We start from the raw sequence: 14,833 nt of genomic DNA, 5'->3' as shown, positions 1-14,833 counted from the left end.
CGCGTCATGGAGCCGGTGTGACGGCTACCATCCGCCGCATGAATGACGACGTCCGCAACATCGTGCTCGGGGTGATGGCCACCGCGCTCAGCGGCGGGTTCGGCTGGTTCACCCGGACCTACCTGTGGCGCCGTACGCTCCGCCGCAAACAGGCCTTCTTCGGACTGCCGACCGGCTCCGACTGCCTGTTCGTGGTCAACCGGCAGATGGGCGGCACCGATTCCTCTCTGCACCGCAACGACGCCTTCGCCCTGCTGGAGATATCCGCCCTGATCAAGGACTGCGGGGCGAACGTCCAGATCGTCACCCACGACGGAGCCCGCCAGGGCTTCGGCGAGCGGGCTGAGTTCTGCGTGGGCGGGCCCTCCTCCAACGCCCGGACGACGGCGCACCTGAACTCCATGCTCCCCGGGGTGCGGATCACCGTCTCCAGCGAGCCCGGACCGGACCGCGGGGCGATCACCGTGGGCGGGGAGACGTACCGCTGGGACAAGGGCCTCGTCGAGCACGTGCTGCTCGCCCGGCTGACCGCGGGGCCGGGCTCCCGGCCGGTGTTCCTGCTGTGCGGGCAGACCGCCATCAGCAATCAGGCCGCGGCACGGTACCTGGCCAGGCACCACGGCAAGCTGGCCGGCACCTACGGCGACGACTCCTTCTGCATCCTGCTGAAGGTGATCAACTCCGATGCGTACGGCCCCGACGTGACCGAGCTGGTCGCCGACGTCACCCGGCCGGCCCGGACACCCGCAGCGGCAGCCGTGTGATCCCGTTGATGAAGTTCGACACCAGCCGGCGCGGCGGGCCCGCCAGTTCCGGCGCCGGCATGGCGGCGACCCACTCCTCGTAGAGGACCCGGAGCTGGAGCCGGGCGAAGTGCGCGCCGAGGCACACGTGCGGGCCGTCTCCGAAGGAGACGTGCGGGTTGGGGGCGCGGCCGAGGTCGAGGCGGCCGGGGTCGGTGAAGACGCGCTCGTCGTGGTTGGCGGAGGCGTGGAAGACCACCACCTTGTCGCCGGCCCGGATCCGCTGTCCCGCGAGCTCGGTGTCGGCGGCGGCGGTGCGGCGAAAGCTCAGCACCGGCGGGTGGACGCGCAGGAGTTCCTCGACGGCCCGGTCCAACGGAACCCGGCCGTCGGCGAGTCCGGCGTAGGCGGCCGGGTCGCGGGCCAGGGCGAGCAGGCCGCCGGGCGCGGCGCTGCGTACGGTGTCGTTGCCCGCGACGGTGAGCAGGAAGAAGAACATCTCCAGCTCCGCGTCCTCCAGTCCGGCGAGCGCGAGCGTGGTCATCACGTCGTCGCCGGGGTGGGCCCGCTTGTGGGCGGCCAGTTCGCGGGCGTACGCGAACATCTCCCCCAGCAGTGCCGGAGAGCGCGGGTTCAGCGGCTTCCCGTCCGGTCCGCGCAGCGGGGCCGGGGCGTCCTCCGGATCCTGATATCCGATGATCCGTACCGTCCACTCCAGCAGCAGCCCCCGGTCGGCGGCCGGGACGCCCAGCAGGTCGGTGAGGTTCAGCAGCGCGTACCCGTCGGTGACGGTGCGCACCAGGTCGGCGGCACCGTCCTCGGCGCCGTCGCGGGCGGCGCGCAGCAGCGTACGGGCGCGGCCGCGGACCCGGGCCGCGAAGGCGTCGACGCGGGCCGGGGTGAAGGCGCGGGCCACGGTCCGGCGCAGGGTCCCGTGCTCGGGGGGATCCTGGTTGAGCATGGTGCGCCGCAGGAAGGGCAGGTCGGCCGGGTCGGGGTCGCGGATCTGGGTGGCGCCCAGGTGCGAGGAGTACGTGCGGTGGTCGCGCAGGACCCGGACCACGTCGGCGTGCCGGGTGACGGCCCAGAAGCCGGGGCCGGCGGGCCAGCCCAGCACCTCCGGCTCGCTCTGCCAGGCCACCGGGCGGTGGTCGCGCAGCAGCCGGTAGCGCTCGTACGGGACGCCTTCGGCGTAGAGGCGCGGGTCGAAGACGTCGGGGGCCGGTCCGTGGTCCATGCGCCACACGGTGGCGGGGAGCGGCCCGGCCCGCAAGGGGACCGGCGGGGGCCCCGGCCCGGGCCGGGGCCCCCGCCGCCCCGGCCGGGGCTCAGCCCTCCGGCGTGACCTCGCACACGGCGCTCCGCTCCTTGCCGTCGGAGCCGACGAGGAGGATCTCGGGGGCCGGCCGGACGCTCACCGCCGCGAGGGCCGTGCACGCCAGTTGGCGGCGGGCCGGTCCGGACAGCGGCTCGACGGGGAGGGGCAGGACCACACGGATGGCCTTTCCGTCGCTGCCGGCCTCGATCGGGCCGCGGGCGAAGCCCTTGGCGACGGCATCCGGGGACTTGGCGTCCGGCACCGGGATCTCGGTGGTCAGACCGGCCTGCCGCGCGGCCTCGTTCGGGCCCTGCAGCAGCATCCCGATCGTGAAGCCGACGTCCGGCCGCTGCACCCGGTCGGAGACCGGCACCGGGACGAGCGCGCCGTCGGGCGCGATGAAGTACAGCAGGCCCGGGTCCGGCGCGGTGGCCAGCTTCACGGTCCCGGCGCGGCCGCTCTCGACGACCCCGGTGGTGGCGATGCCGCAGCCGGTGGCGAGCAGCAGCGGAACGGTCAGCGCGGCCGCGGCCGCGGCCCTGCGCACCCGGGTCATACGCGGGCCTCCAGCGGCATGTCGAGGGTGAAGAGCGCGCCGCCGCCGGGTCCGTTGGCCGCGTGCAGGGTGCCGCCGTGCAGGCGGACGTTCTCCAGGGTGATGGCCAGGCCGAGACCGCTGCCCGTGGAGCGGGTGCGCGCGGCGTCGGCCTTGAAGAAGCGGTCGAAGATGTGCGGCAGCACCTCGGGGGCGATGCCGGGCCCGCTGTCGGCGATCTCGACGATCAGCCGCTCGCCTTCGGGCCGGGTCTCGGTGCGGACACCGACGCGGACCGGCGCCCCGCCGTGTTTGAGGGCGTTGCCCACGAGGTTGGCGAGGACCACGTCGAAACGGCGCGGGTCGAGCCGGGCGCGGACGCCCGGGGACAGGTCCGTGCTGACCCGCCCGTCGGTCCAGTGGCGGCGTTCCAGGGTCTTGGTGACGGTCTCGGCGACGTCGACCTCGTCGAGGTTGAGCTCGGCGGCGCGGGCGTCGAAGCGGGAGATCTCCATGAGGTCCTCGACGAGCACGGCGAGCTTCCCGGTCTCGGCGCTGATCAGGCGCAGCGCCTTGGCGGTGTCGGGGTCGAGCTCCTCGGCACCCTCGTCGAGGACCTCGGTGACGGCGAGCATCCCGGCGAGCGGGGTGCGCAGTTCGTGGGAGACGTCGGCGGCGAAGCGGCGGGCGCGGGCCTCGGCCTCCCGGAGTTCGCTGACCGACTGTTCGAGGGCGCGGGCCGTCTCGTTGAAGGTGCGGGCGAGTCCGGCGAGTTCGTCGGCTCCGCGGACCTCGATGCGGGTGTCGAGCCGGCCGCGTCCCAGCCGCTGGGCGGCCTTGCGCATGTCCCGTACGGGCCTCAGGACGCTGCGCGCCGCGAGCAGGGCGGGGATCAGGGAGATCGCCAGGCCCGGTACGGCGCCCATTCTGGCGGCGGCGACCAGGGCCTCCACGGTGGTCTGCTCCGTGTCCAGGGGCACGACCGCGTAGAAGACGGCGCCGGTGGTCTCGTACGCCTCGTTGTACTTGAAGACGGCGGGCATGCCGACGACGAGGGTGAGGTTGCCGTTGCGGTCCTTGGTGCGCTGGAAGGCCCCGTGCGGATGGGCGGTCACCTGGCTGCGGAGCTGTCCGCTGACGGAGGGGGAGACGGGGGTGCCGCCCTGGTTCGAGGTGGCGCGGAGCTTTCCGTACTCCCCGTAGACGATCCAGGGGTGCGGCTGGCCGCGCTTGCCCAGTTCCCCGACGAGCCGCTGGAGTTCCGCCTGCCCCATGGGCAGTTGGGTGTACTGGGAGTCGACCAGGTCGCGCAGGGTGCTGACGGCGGTGTCCTGGCTCTGCTTGAGGATCGCGTTGCGGGCCTGCTGGTAGGTGAGCGCGGCCGTGCTCACCGCGCAGATGGCGGCGACCATCAGGAAGGCGGCGATCAGCCGGGTGCGCAGACCCAGTGGTGCGAAACGTCTCATGCGCGCCGCTTACAGCGGGCCGAAGCGGTAGCCGAAGCCGCGCACGGTCTGTATGTAGCGGGGGGCGCCGTCGGGGTCCTCGATCTTGTGGCGCAGGCGGCGTACGCAGGCGTCCACCAGCCGGGCGTCGGCGTGGTAGCTGTGCTCCCAGACGTATTCGAGGAGCTGCTGGCGGGAGAAGACCTGCTCGGGCGAGGCCGACAGGTGCAGCAGGAGCTTGATCTCGCTGGGGGCCAGGGGGAGGCGCTCGCCGTTCTTCGCGACGGTGAGCCCGGAGCGGTCGACGGCCAGCTCGCCGTGGAACTGCACGTCGGGGCGGCCGCCCGCGGGCTCGCTGAGGCGGCGCAGCACGGCCTTGATGCGGGCTTCGATGACCTCGGTGCGGGCGGGTTTGACGATGTAGTCGTCGGCGCCGGCCTCCAGGCCGACGACTATGTCGAAGTCGTCCCCGCGCGCGGTGAGCATGATGATCGGGACCTGGCTGTTCTCGCGGATCCGGCGGCAGACCTGGACGCCGTTGATGCCGGGCAGCATGAGGTCGAGCAGGACGAGCTCGGGGTGGAAGCTCGCCATGAGTTCGAGTCCGGCCTCGCCTGTCTCGGCGGCGCTCACGTCGTGGCCTCGGCGGCGCAGGCCGAGACCCACGCCCTCCCGGATGGAAGGGTCGTCCTCGATCAGCAGTACGCGTGGCATCGGGTCAGTATTCCAGGGTCGTCGATCGGTCCCCTCCCGCTTTCGGCCGATACGGGCGGCCGGCAGCGGGTCCCGGCCTAGGTCGTCCCGCGGCCGGTCTTGCGTCGTACGGAGTCCAGCAGGTCGGTGATCTCCGTCAGCCGCAGGGGGCGGGCGAGGAGTACGACGACGAGGACGATCACCGCGGTTCCCGCCGCGACCCCCGCGAAGTTCCCGAGGGGCCCGGCGAGGTTCCCGAACCGCTCCACGGAGCGTGCGGCCGCATACCCCGCGGCGGCCGCCGGGGCGCAGGCGGCGAGGAGCCGCACGTGGGTCCGTACGGCGGTGCTCCTGCGCTGGGTACGGGTCCCCGTGCGCGGGCCGAGCCGCCGGGAGAGGACGTACGCGGTGACGGCCGCGCCCGCGGTGAAGGCGATCGAGCAGGCCGCGGCCATGCCCGTGACCGCCCAGCGCGGCGGCAGCACGAGGTACGCGGCGGCCGAGAGCCCGGCGTTGAGGGCGGCGATGGAGAGGTTGAGGAAGAAGGGGGTCCGGGTGTCGGAGAGGGCGTAGAAGCCGCGGGAGAGCACGTACTGCGCGGAGTAGGCGATCAGACCGGGCGCGAAGGCGGCGAGCATGCCGGCCATGACGGCGATGTCGGCGGGGCCCGTACGGCCGTACTCGAAGACGCTGCCGGTCACCCAGGGGGCGAGTGCCGCGAAGAGCGCGGCGGCCGGGACGATGAGGGCGGCGCTGGAGCGCAGCGCGTAGGAGACGTCCGCGCGCACGCGACCGAGGTCGCCGTCGGTGGCGGCGGAGCTCATCCGGGGCATGAGGGCGGTGACCAGGGAGACGGTGACGATGCCCTGCGGGACCATCCACAGCAGGTAGGCGTTGCTGTAGGCGGTGTAGCCGGCGCCGCCCGCGAGGCCCGCGGCGACGGCGTGCTCCCCGGTGGCGGTGGAGAGCCGGGTGACGACCCAGTACGCGATCTGGTTGGTCAGGACGAGCAGGACGAGCCAGCCCGCGTTGCGCAGCGGGCGGGCCAGTCCGCTGCCGCGCCAGTCGAAGCGGGGGCGCCAGCGGAAGCGGGCGGCGCGCAGCGAGGGGATCAGGCCGAGGGCCTGGACGACGATGCCGGCGGTGGTGCCGATGCCCAGCAGCCGGGTCTCGGAGGCGCTCAGGCCGTCACCGCCCCCTTGACTACCCTGGGCGACGAACAGGAAGAGCCCGAACACGGCGATGACGACGAGGTTGTTGAGGACCGGGGTCCACATCATGGCGCCGAACCGGCCGCGGGCGTTGAGCACCTGCCCGAGCAGGGTGAACAGCCCGTAGAAGAGGATCTGCGGGAGGCAGTACCGGGCCAGTGCCACGGTGGTGGACTCCTGGCCGCCGCTGTAGCCGGTGTACGCCGAGACGATGAGCGGGGCGGCCAGTACGGCGGCGGCGGTGATGACCAGCAGCGCGGCCGTGCAGACGGTGAGCAGCCGGTCGGTGTAGGCGGCGCCGCCGTCCTCGTGCTCCTTGGCGGCGCGGACCAGCTCGGGGACGAAGACCGCGTTGAGGGCGCCGCCGATGAGCAGGATGTACAGGATGTTCGGGACGGTGTTGGCGACCGCGTAGCCGTCGCCGAGCAGGGTGGTGCCCAGCGCCGCGACGATCACGGCGGAGCGGACGAAGCCGGTGGCGCGGGAGACGATCGAGCCGGCGGCCATGAGCGCGCCGCTGCGCAGCACCGAGGTCTTCTTCGGTGCTGCGCGGTCGGTGCCGGGCTCGGTCGCGGCCTGGTTGCCGGGCTCGGTCGCGGCCTGACTGCCGGGCTCTGTCGCGGCCGCGGTGTCGGCCGCTCTGGGGTCTGCGAGGGTCACCGGCGGGCCATGTACGCCTGGAACGCCTTGTAGAGGGCCGTGTTGGCGCATCCGTCCATGGAGGTCTCCCACTCGCCGAGGGTTTCGACGACCTGTCCGCCGGTGCCGAGCTTCCAGCGCAGCAGCCCGAAGGAGCGTTCGTCGGGGTCGAGGGTGGAGGGTACCCCGCGCATGTCGTATTCGTCCGCTCCGAGTGCATGTGCGTCACACATCATGCGCCACTGCAGGGCGTTGCTCGGGCGGACCTCGCGGCGGTGGTCGGCGGAGGCGCCGGTCTGGTACCAGACCCGGCTGCCGGCCACGATCATGGTGTGCGCGGCGAGGATCTCGCCCTGGTGAACGCCCAGGTAGAGGCGCATGCGGCCGGGCTCCTCGGCGTTGAGGACCTCGTACTGCCGCTGGTAGTACGCGAGCGAGCGGCCGAGCCTGAAGCCGTCGCGCTCCTCGGTGATGCGCAGCAGCCGGTAGAACTCGGGCAGGTCGGCGGCGGTGCCGATGACCGTTTCGACCCCCGCCTTCGTGGCCTTGCGCACATTGCGCCGCCACTCCTGGTTCAGGCCCGACCACAGTTCGTCGGTGGTGCGCCCGGCGAGCGGGACGCGGAAGACGTGGCGGGGCTGGGCGTCGCCGTCGTCCTCGCCTCCGCAGCGCTTCCAGCCGCGGGTGCGCAGCCGGTCGGCGAGCGCGGCGCCGACCGGGTCCACCTCGGTGGCGAGCACGTCGGAGATCTGCCGGCCCGGGCCGGTGCCCGCCTTGGCGGTGGCCGCGTCCCAGCGCCGGTAGGCGGGGGTGGGCCCGATGCGGACGGCGAAGGCGCCGGAGGCCTTGAGGTGGTTCTTGAGGGGGGTCAGCCAGCGGTCGATGTCGGGGTCGGCCCAGTCGGCGACGGGCCCCTCGGGGAGGTAGGCGAAGTATTTGCGGGTGCCCGGGAATTGACGGTAGAGGACGAGTCCGGCACCTTCTATTTCACCGCCGGGGTAGTGCCATCCGACCCTTTCCGATCGCCAAAGGTCCTTTACGCCGCCCCAGGACGGGTACTGGAGAAAGCTGGCCCGTCCGTGCCGTGAAAGGAATCCCTGATATTCCGGAACCGACAGCGAGCGCACGGTGAGCCCCCTGTCCAGGCTTCGGGTCGGGTGCTGCTGAGTCGGGGTCACGAGCAGTGCGCACACGGCTGACCGGCCTTCCTGTACGACCAAAACGGTGGATGCACAGGACTCTCACAGCTGTCCATGACAGCAGTGCGCGGCGATTGTGACCGGACGATGACCGTATTGCTGCGGTCCATGTCACAGAGGAAATCCTGATCTTTTCCGCATCTCCTGCAACCTAGAGTTGTTCCGTTCGCATCTTCTCTTGTGGACGATCATTACTTCGGAGGGGTTTTCGTTGAGCCGCACACGCCGGGTCTTCTCTGTACGCAGCCGCACCGCCGTGGCGGCCGGCACCGCATTGCTGGCCGCCTCGCTGGCCGCCTGCGGGGGCGGCGCCGCTTCGGGCGGCGCGGCCAAGGCGGAGATGAAGCAGAAGCCGGAGATGGCGGTCTCGGTGAACCTCACCGGCGACCAGGTCAAGGCGGGCCAGCCTGTGACGGTGACGATCGCCGAGGGCAAGCTCGCGGCGGTGAAGGTCACGGACGCCAAGGGCGGCGAGCTGGCCGGGCAGATATCCGCCGACGGCAAGACCTGGACCTCGCAGGGCAACGCCCTGCCCTCGGCCGACTACAAGGTCGAGGCCCAGAACACGGACAGCCAGAGCGCCACGACGACGTTCAAGACCTCGGCCCCCGACAAGGTGAACAAGGTCTCGATCAACATCCCCAAGGGCAGCACCGTGGGCGTGGCCATGCCGGTGTCGATCGTCTTCGACAACCCGGTGAAGGACAAGGCCGCGGTCGAGAAGCAGCTGAAGGTCACCACCTCGAACGACACCGAGGGTTCCTGGGGCTGGATCACGGACTACTCGGGCAAGGACCGGGTGGACTGGCGGCCCAAGGAGTACTGGAAGTCCGGCACCGACGTGAAGGTCCAGATGAACCTGAACGGGGTCGACTCCGGCCCCGGCGGCGGGATGTTCGTCAAGGACTACGCCACCGAGTTCAAGATCGGCAAGGACCGCCGGGTGAAGGTGGACCTCGACTCGAAGAAGATGACGGTCTCCGAGAACGGCCAGGCCGTCGGCACCATCCCGATCTCGGCGGGCACGCCCGGCGGCAAGAAGGCCTCCTGGGACGGGAAGATGGTGATGATGGCCAAGGAGGGCACCATCCGGATGGACTCCCAGACGGTGGGCCTGGGCGACTCCTACGACAAGATGGTCGACTACTCGATCCGGCTGACCTGGTCGGGCATGTACGTGCACGCCGCCCCGTGGAACACCGCCAACTTCGGGCGCGCCAACACCAGTTCCGGCTGCGTGGGCATGACGGACGAGAACGCCAAGGCGTTCTTCGCGGCGGCCCAGGTCGGCGACCCGTTCGAGGTCGTGGGCCAGGGTTCCAAGGGCAACCCGGACGTGGGCAACGGCTACGGCGAGTGGAACCTCGGCTGGGAGCAGTGGCAGGCCAAGAGCGCCGTGACCGGAACCCCGCAGGGCTGATCCACACCTACTGACCATAGTTCAATCGTTACCGGCACGTAACTTACTCACGGGTTACTTCCGGTAAGCCCCTCCCGTTACCGTCGGGTCACTTTGACACCCCCGGCACACGCGAGGAGCGATCGATGGTCCGTACCGTCCGCACCACCAGCACCGCGACTGCCATGGCAGCCGTACTGGCAGCAGCCGCCCTGGGCCTGGCCCCCCATCAGGCCCAGGCGGCTCCCGCCCACACGACCGCCGCCGTCTCGGAAGCCTCGGCGGCCTCTTCGGAACTCCGCTTCCACGACATCCCCGGCTCCGGCGGCATCACCCTCAAGGGCAACGTCTTCACCCCGGCGGGCGCCGCGGCCGGCGCGAAGTACCCGCTGATCGTGCTGCCGACGAGCTGGGGCATGCCGCAGATCGAATACATCGCCCAGGCCAAGAAGCTCGCCGACTCCGGCTATGTGGTGGTCAGTTACACCTCCCGCGGCTTCTGGCTCTCCGGTGGCGAGATCGAGACCGCCGGCCCGGCGGACACCGCCGACGTCTCCGCCGTCATCGACTGGGCGCTCGCGAACACGGCGGCCGACGCCGCGCACATCGGCATGGGCGGGGTCTCGTACGGCGCGGGCATCAGCCTGCTGGCCTCCGCGAGCGATCCGCGCATCAAGGCCGTGGTCGCGCTCAGCGGCTGGGCCGATCTCATCGAGTCCATCTACTCCGGCCGCACCCAGCACCTCCAGGCGGCCGCCCTGCTCGGCGGCGCCGGCGCCATCACCGGCCGCCCCGGCCCCGAACTCCAGCAGATCCTCGGCGACTTCCTCGGCTCGAAGCTGGACCGCGAGCCACAGATGATCGAGTGGGGCAAGAAGCGCTCCGCCGCCGAGAAGGTGGACCAGATCAACGCCAACGGCGCCGCGATCATGCTCGGCAACGCCTGGGGCGACACCATCTTCCCGCCCAACCAGTACGCGAAGTTCTTCGAGAAGCTGACCGGCCCCAAGCGCCTGGAGTTCCGGCCCGGCGACCACGCCACCGCCGAGGCCACCGGGCTCTTCGGCCTGCCGAACGACACCTGGACCAACGCCCACCGCTGGTTCGACCGCTACCTCAAGGGCGAGCGCAACGGCGTCGACACCGAGGCACCGGTGCAGATCAAGCCGCGCAGCGACGGCGGGTACGAGGGCTACGCCGACTGGAAGTCGGTCGGCGCCGGCGGCGCCGAGAAGCTGATGCTCTCCGACAGCGAGCACCTCTTCACCGGCGTCGACTCCGGCGCCAACGGCGGCATCGTCATGCTGTCCGCCCTGTTCGACCAGCTCTTCCAGGCTCCCCCGACCGCCTCCATCCCGCTGCTCCCCCGCGCCTTCGCCGCCGTCTGGCAGTCGCCGCGCTACGAAGAGGAGCGCCGCGTCCGGGGCACGGTCACCCTGCACACCACCGTCACGCCCTCGAAGTCCGACGGCACGTTCGTCGCGTACCTCTACGACGTGGGCCCGCTCGGCATCGGGAAGCTGATCAGCAACGCCCCGTACACCTTCCACGGCAAGCCGGCCGGCCAGTCCTTCGGGGTGGACCTGGAGCTCTTCTCCACCGCCTACGACGTCCCGGCCGGCCACCGCCTCGCGGTCGTCGTCGACACCGTCGACGCGCTGTACATCGAGCACAACCCGACCGGCGGGCAGCTGACCTTCTCCTCGCCGCGCACCGATCCCTCGTACGTCTCGGTGCCGCTGCGCGAGCAGTGATCCGCGGCTGCTGCCGGGCCGGGTGTGGCTCTGGCGGGCCTCGCCCGCGGGTCAGATCCGGCCCGGCAGCACCGTCGTCGCGGGATCGTCCGGACCGATCTCGATGTCGACCGCCTTCGTCTTGAGGCTGCGCCGCTCGCGCCGGGCCACCCAGATGGCGAACCAGGAAAGGAGCATGCACATCCCGATGTAAATGGGCGAGATGATCATCACGACGGGGATGAAGGGCAGGTCGTAGTCGAGGTTGGAGGCGATCAGCTTGCCCGCGTGCAGGAACTCCTCGTAGGTGATCAGGTAGCCGAGCGAGGTGTCCTTCAGCGCGACCACGAGCTGGCTGATGATCGTGGGCAGCATCGCCCGGACCCCCTGCGGGGCCAGGACGTAGGTCATCACCTGGGTCTTGCGCATGCCGAGGGCGTACGCGGCCTCGCGCTGGCCCTTCTCGACCGAGTTGATGCCCGTCCGGAAGATCTCGGCCAGCACCGAGCCGTTGTACAGGGTCAGTCCGGCGACCAGCGCGGGCAGCGGCTGGACCTTGAGCGCGACGAAGATGAAGAAGATCATCACCAGCACGGGCATGGCCCGGAAGAACTCCACGCACAGCGTGCACAGCCAGCGCACCGGCCGGTGGACCGAGAGCCGGCCCGTCGCGAGCAGCGCGCCGAGCGCGAGCGAGAGCACCGAGGCGTAGGCGAAGGCCTTGAGGGTGTTCCAGAGACCCTTGAGGAGCAGCTCCTGGATGCCCTTGTAGGTGAAGGGGCTCCACTTGGCGGCGGTGAACTGGTTGGTGTCGAAGAGCAGGTAGAGCAGCCAGCCGAGCAGTCCGATGATGACGGCCGTCGAGGCGATCCCGTAGACGAAGTGGCGGCGCTGGGCGCGCGGGCCCGGCAGGTCGTAGAGGGCGGTGGACTCCAGGTCACCGTGGAGCGCGTGCGCGGTCATCGGGCGACTCCGAAGCGCTTTTCGAGCACGTTGAACAGCGCGCTGATGGACAGGGTGATGATCAGGTAGCCCACGGCGATCCAGACGAAGGTCCAGATGATGCTGTAGCCCAGCTCGTTGAGGGTCTTGTACGTGCCCAGCAGCTCGGTGACGCTGAAGGCCCCGGCGATCGCAGAGTTCTTGGCGAGCGCGATCAGCGTGGAGCCGATGGGCGGGATGACGGACCGGAAGGCCTGCGGCAGCACGACGGCGCCCAGGGTCTGGCCGAAGGACATGCCGAGGCTGCGGGCCGCTTCGCCCTGGCCCTTGGGCACGGTGTTGATGCCGGAGCGCAGGGCCTCGCAGATGAAGGCGGAGGTGTAGCAGCCCAGGGCCAGCACGGCGAAGAGCTGGAAGGGCAGGACCAGGCCGAAGCGCGGCAGACCGAGCAGGACGGCGAAGAAGAGCAGGGTGAGCGGGGTGTTGCGCAGGATGGTCACCCAGACGGTGCCGAAGACCCGGAAGGAGCCGACGGGGGCGACGCGGAAGGAGGCCATCAGGAAGCCGAGGACCAGGGCCAGGAGGGAGGCGTAGACCGTGAGTTCCACGGTGCCGAGGAAGCCCTTCCCGTAGAGCGAGAAGTTTTCGGTGAGTACGTCCATGGCGGTGCGCTCTCCCCTCAGCTCGCCGGGTAGCGGTCGATGGCGGGCGGTGTCGGCGCGGGCTGGCCGGAGAGGCCGAGCGTGGCCTCGTAGGCCTTCTTCCAGTTGCCGTTCTTCTCGTTCTCGGCGAGCGCGTCGTCGAGGGCGAAGCGCAGCGCGTTGTCGGAGCGCGGGACGCCGATGCCGTAGGGCTCCTCGGAGAAGGGCTTGCCGACCACCTTGAGCTCCTCGGGGGCCTTGGCCGCGTAGCCGAGGAGGATGGAGTCGTCGGTGGAGACGGCGTCGACCTGGTAGGTCAGCAGGTTGTCCACGCAGACCGAGTACGTGTCGTAGGCGACGAGGACGGCCCGCGGGAACTCCTTCTGGAGCCGCTGGTAGGGGGTGGAGCCGGCGGCCGAGCAGACCTTCTTGCCGTCGAGGTCCTCGGGTCCCTTGATCTCCGTCTCCCCCTTCCGCACGAGCAGGGACTGCCCGGCGAGGAAGTAGGGGCCCGCGAAGCCGACCTGCTTCTTGCGGTTGTCGTTGATCGTGTACGTGCCGACGTAGTAGTCGATCTGGCCGTTCTGCAGCGCCGTCTCGCGGTTGGCGGAGGCGATGGTCTTGAACTCGATCGTCTTGGGGTCGAAGCCGAGCGAGGCCGACATCATCTTGGCGATCTCGATGTCGAAGCCGGAGTAGCGGCCGCTCGCGGGGTCCTTCTCCCCCATGTACGGCTGGTCCTCCTTGGCGCCGACCACGAGGTGGCCGCGCTTCTTGGCCTTCGTCCAGGTCGGGGAGTCCGGCAGTTGGAAGCCGGCCCGGACCTGGTAGACGGGCAGGTCCTCGGGCTGCGGGCCCTTGACCGGCGGGCTGCCGGACTTCCCGCAGCCGGCGAGGGCGCCCAGCAGGACGAGGGCGGCGGCGAGGGCGGGCAGGGCCCGGGCGCGCGGGGCGTTCGTCGGGAGCTGTCTCATCGGGCCGCCCCTCAGTGCTTGAGGATCTTGGAGAGGAAGTCCTTGGCCCGGTCGCTCTCGGGGGCCGTGAAGAAGGCCTCCGGGGTCCGGTCCTCGACGATCTTCCCGTCGGCCATGAACACGACGCGGTTGGCGGCGGACCGGGCGAAGCCCATCTCGTGGGTGACCACGACCATGGTCATGCCCTCCGCGGCGAGCTGCTGCATGACCTCCAGCACCTCGTTGATCATCTCCGGGTCGAGCGCGGAGGTGGGCTCGTCGAAGAGGAGGGCCTTGGGGTTCATGGCGAGCGCGCGGGCGATGGCCACGCGCTGCTGCTGGCCTCCGGAGAGCTGGGCCGGGAACTTCTCGGCCTGGTCCGCGAGGCCGACCCGCTCCAGCAGCTCGCGGGAGCGCTTGTCCGCCTCCTCCTTCTTGCGCTTCCGGACCTTGATCTGGGAGAGGGAGACGTTGGCGAGGACCGTCTTGTGCGCGAAGAGGTTGAAGGACTGGAACACCATCCCCACGTCCGCGCGGAGCGCGGCGAGCTCCTTGCCCTCGGCCGGCAGCGGCTTCCCGTCGAGCGTGATCGTGCCCGATTCGATGGTCTCCAGTCGGTTGATCGCCCTGCACAGGGTCGATTTCCCGGAGCCGGACGGGCCGATGACCACCACCACCTCCCCGCGGCCGACGGTGAGGTTGATGTCCTGGAGGACGTGCAGTTGTCCGAAGTGCTTGTTGACGTCCCGCAGCTCGATCAACGGATCGACGGCCATACGCTGCCCTGCCCACTTGTCGGTGTGTCGAGGTCAGCGCAAACTATCCAGCCACGGAAGGGCACTTCACCGCGACACGCCTAAAAGCCACATAAAGGCCCGCGAGGTCAGCCTTACGTGGCCATCTCAGCCTTACGTGGCCATCTCAGCCTTCCGAGGCTTCCGCGTACGCCTGGCTGAGCTCGGGGGATCCCGTCATCGCCCAGGACACCCCCGACTCGACCACGTTCAGCTCGCGGCCCGATGCCAGCCGGATCATCGGCTGGCCGTTGGGCCACACCTGCCAGGCGGCGCCCGGAACGGAGCGGATGATCACGGTCCCGAGATAGAAGCCCGCGTCGTTGCCGAGCCACGGGGTGACCTCCGGATCCCGGCGCCAGCGCGGCATCAACTGGTCGATCTCCTCCAACGAATGCGGGCTCTCGTCGAGTTCGAGCCCGGCCGAGCGCGCGTGGGCGCGCAGCATCTCGCATTCCGCGAACAACTCGTTGATTCCCTCGGGATCGTCCGCGAGCGCCGCGGCGAGTCCCGCGCCCCGTTCCGTTTCATGTCGGTTGATCCAGTTGGCCAGGAATGGGATGTTCATGGGGCCAGCCTGACACCCGG

General features: G+C 70.5%; 14 protein-coding genes. 3 read left to right on the top strand and 11 right to left on the bottom strand.

Annotation, left to right across the window (positions count from 1 at the left end; genetic code table 11):
- The first annotated feature begins 38 nt into the window (after window positions 1–38).
- Complete coding sequence (locus AC061S_RS09100) at window positions 39–764, top strand: hypothetical protein (RefSeq protein ID WP_478685331.1); 726 nt, start codon at window positions 39–41, stop codon at window positions 762–764.
- Here AC061S_RS09100 and AC061S_RS09095 read toward each other — a convergent pair.
- The 6 genes from AC061S_RS09095 to AC061S_RS09070 form a co-directional block, all read right to left on the bottom strand.
- Entirely contained in the window at window positions 724–1,980 is a 1,257-nt protein-coding gene (locus AC061S_RS09095; RefSeq protein ID WP_478685330.1) for a cytochrome P450, read from the bottom strand. The genes AC061S_RS09100 and AC061S_RS09095 overlap by 41 nt on opposite strands.
- 91 nt (window positions 1,981–2,071) lie before the next feature.
- On the bottom strand, window positions 2,072–2,617 hold the full coding sequence (locus AC061S_RS09090; protein WP_478685329.1) for a hypothetical protein: 546 nt from the start codon (window positions 2,615–2,617) through the stop codon (window positions 2,072–2,074).
- Window positions 2,614–4,062: an ATP-binding protein gene (locus AC061S_RS09085; RefSeq protein WP_478685328.1), complete on the bottom strand. Its 1,449-nt coding sequence runs from the start codon at window positions 4,060–4,062 to the stop codon at window positions 2,614–2,616. The genes AC061S_RS09090 and AC061S_RS09085 overlap by 4 nt, the downstream gene beginning before the upstream one ends.
- A gap of 9 nt (window positions 4,063–4,071) precedes the next feature.
- A complete protein-coding gene (locus tag AC061S_RS09080; RefSeq protein WP_478685327.1) occupies window positions 4,072–4,755 on the bottom strand; it encodes a response regulator in 684 nt (227 codons plus the stop codon).
- A 77-nt stretch (window positions 4,756–4,832) separates the two neighbouring features.
- Window positions 4,833–6,656, bottom strand: coding sequence for a murein biosynthesis integral membrane protein MurJ (gene murJ / locus AC061S_RS09075; RefSeq protein ID WP_478685326.1), 1,824 nt, complete (start codon window positions 6,654–6,656; stop codon window positions 4,833–4,835).
- Entirely contained in the window at window positions 6,602–7,711 is a 1,110-nt protein-coding gene (locus AC061S_RS09070; protein WP_478685460.1) for a lipid II:glycine glycyltransferase FemX, read from the bottom strand. The genes murJ and AC061S_RS09070 overlap by 55 nt, the downstream gene beginning before the upstream one ends.
- Before the next feature lie 283 nt (window positions 7,712–7,994).
- Between AC061S_RS09070 and AC061S_RS09065 the strand changes: the two genes are divergently transcribed.
- Window positions 7,995–9,203: a L,D-transpeptidase gene (locus AC061S_RS09065; RefSeq protein ID WP_478685325.1), complete on the top strand. Its 1,209-nt coding sequence runs from the start codon at window positions 7,995–7,997 to the stop codon at window positions 9,201–9,203.
- A 125-nt stretch (window positions 9,204–9,328) separates the two neighbouring features.
- Entirely contained in the window at window positions 9,329–10,936 is a 1,608-nt protein-coding gene (locus AC061S_RS09060) for a CocE/NonD family hydrolase (protein WP_478685324.1), read from the top strand.
- 51 nt (window positions 10,937–10,987) lie between these two features.
- On the opposite strand, the gene AC061S_RS09055 is transcribed toward AC061S_RS09060, so the two are convergent.
- The 5 genes from AC061S_RS09055 to AC061S_RS09035 all read right to left on the bottom strand — a co-directional run bounded on the left by AC061S_RS09055 (window position 10,988) and on the right by AC061S_RS09035 (window position 14,813).
- Complete coding sequence (locus AC061S_RS09055; RefSeq protein ID WP_478685323.1) at window positions 10,988–11,878, bottom strand: amino acid ABC transporter permease; 891 nt, start codon at window positions 11,876–11,878, stop codon at window positions 10,988–10,990.
- Window positions 11,875–12,519 (bottom strand): amino acid ABC transporter permease, encoded by a 645-nt coding sequence (locus tag AC061S_RS09050; protein WP_478685322.1) that lies wholly within the window; start codon window positions 12,517–12,519, stop codon window positions 11,875–11,877. The genes AC061S_RS09055 and AC061S_RS09050 overlap by 4 nt, the downstream gene beginning before the upstream one ends.
- Before the next feature lie 17 nt (window positions 12,520–12,536).
- Window positions 12,537–13,472: a glutamate ABC transporter substrate-binding protein gene (locus AC061S_RS09045; protein WP_478685321.1), complete on the bottom strand. Its 936-nt coding sequence runs from the start codon at window positions 13,470–13,472 to the stop codon at window positions 12,537–12,539.
- Window positions 13,473–13,483: 11 nt separating this feature from the next.
- Complete coding sequence (locus tag AC061S_RS09040; RefSeq protein ID WP_478685320.1) at window positions 13,484–14,227, bottom strand: amino acid ABC transporter ATP-binding protein; 744 nt, start codon at window positions 14,225–14,227, stop codon at window positions 13,484–13,486.
- A gap of 145 nt (window positions 14,228–14,372) precedes the next feature.
- A complete protein-coding gene (locus AC061S_RS09035) occupies window positions 14,373–14,813 on the bottom strand; it encodes a DUF6278 family protein (RefSeq protein ID WP_478685319.1) in 441 nt (146 codons plus the stop codon).
- Window positions 14,814–14,833: the final 20 nt, after the last annotated feature.

This window comes from Streptomyces sp. CA189 (genome assembly GCF_056428985.1).
This window is presented reverse-complemented; position numbering and strand designations above follow the sequence as displayed.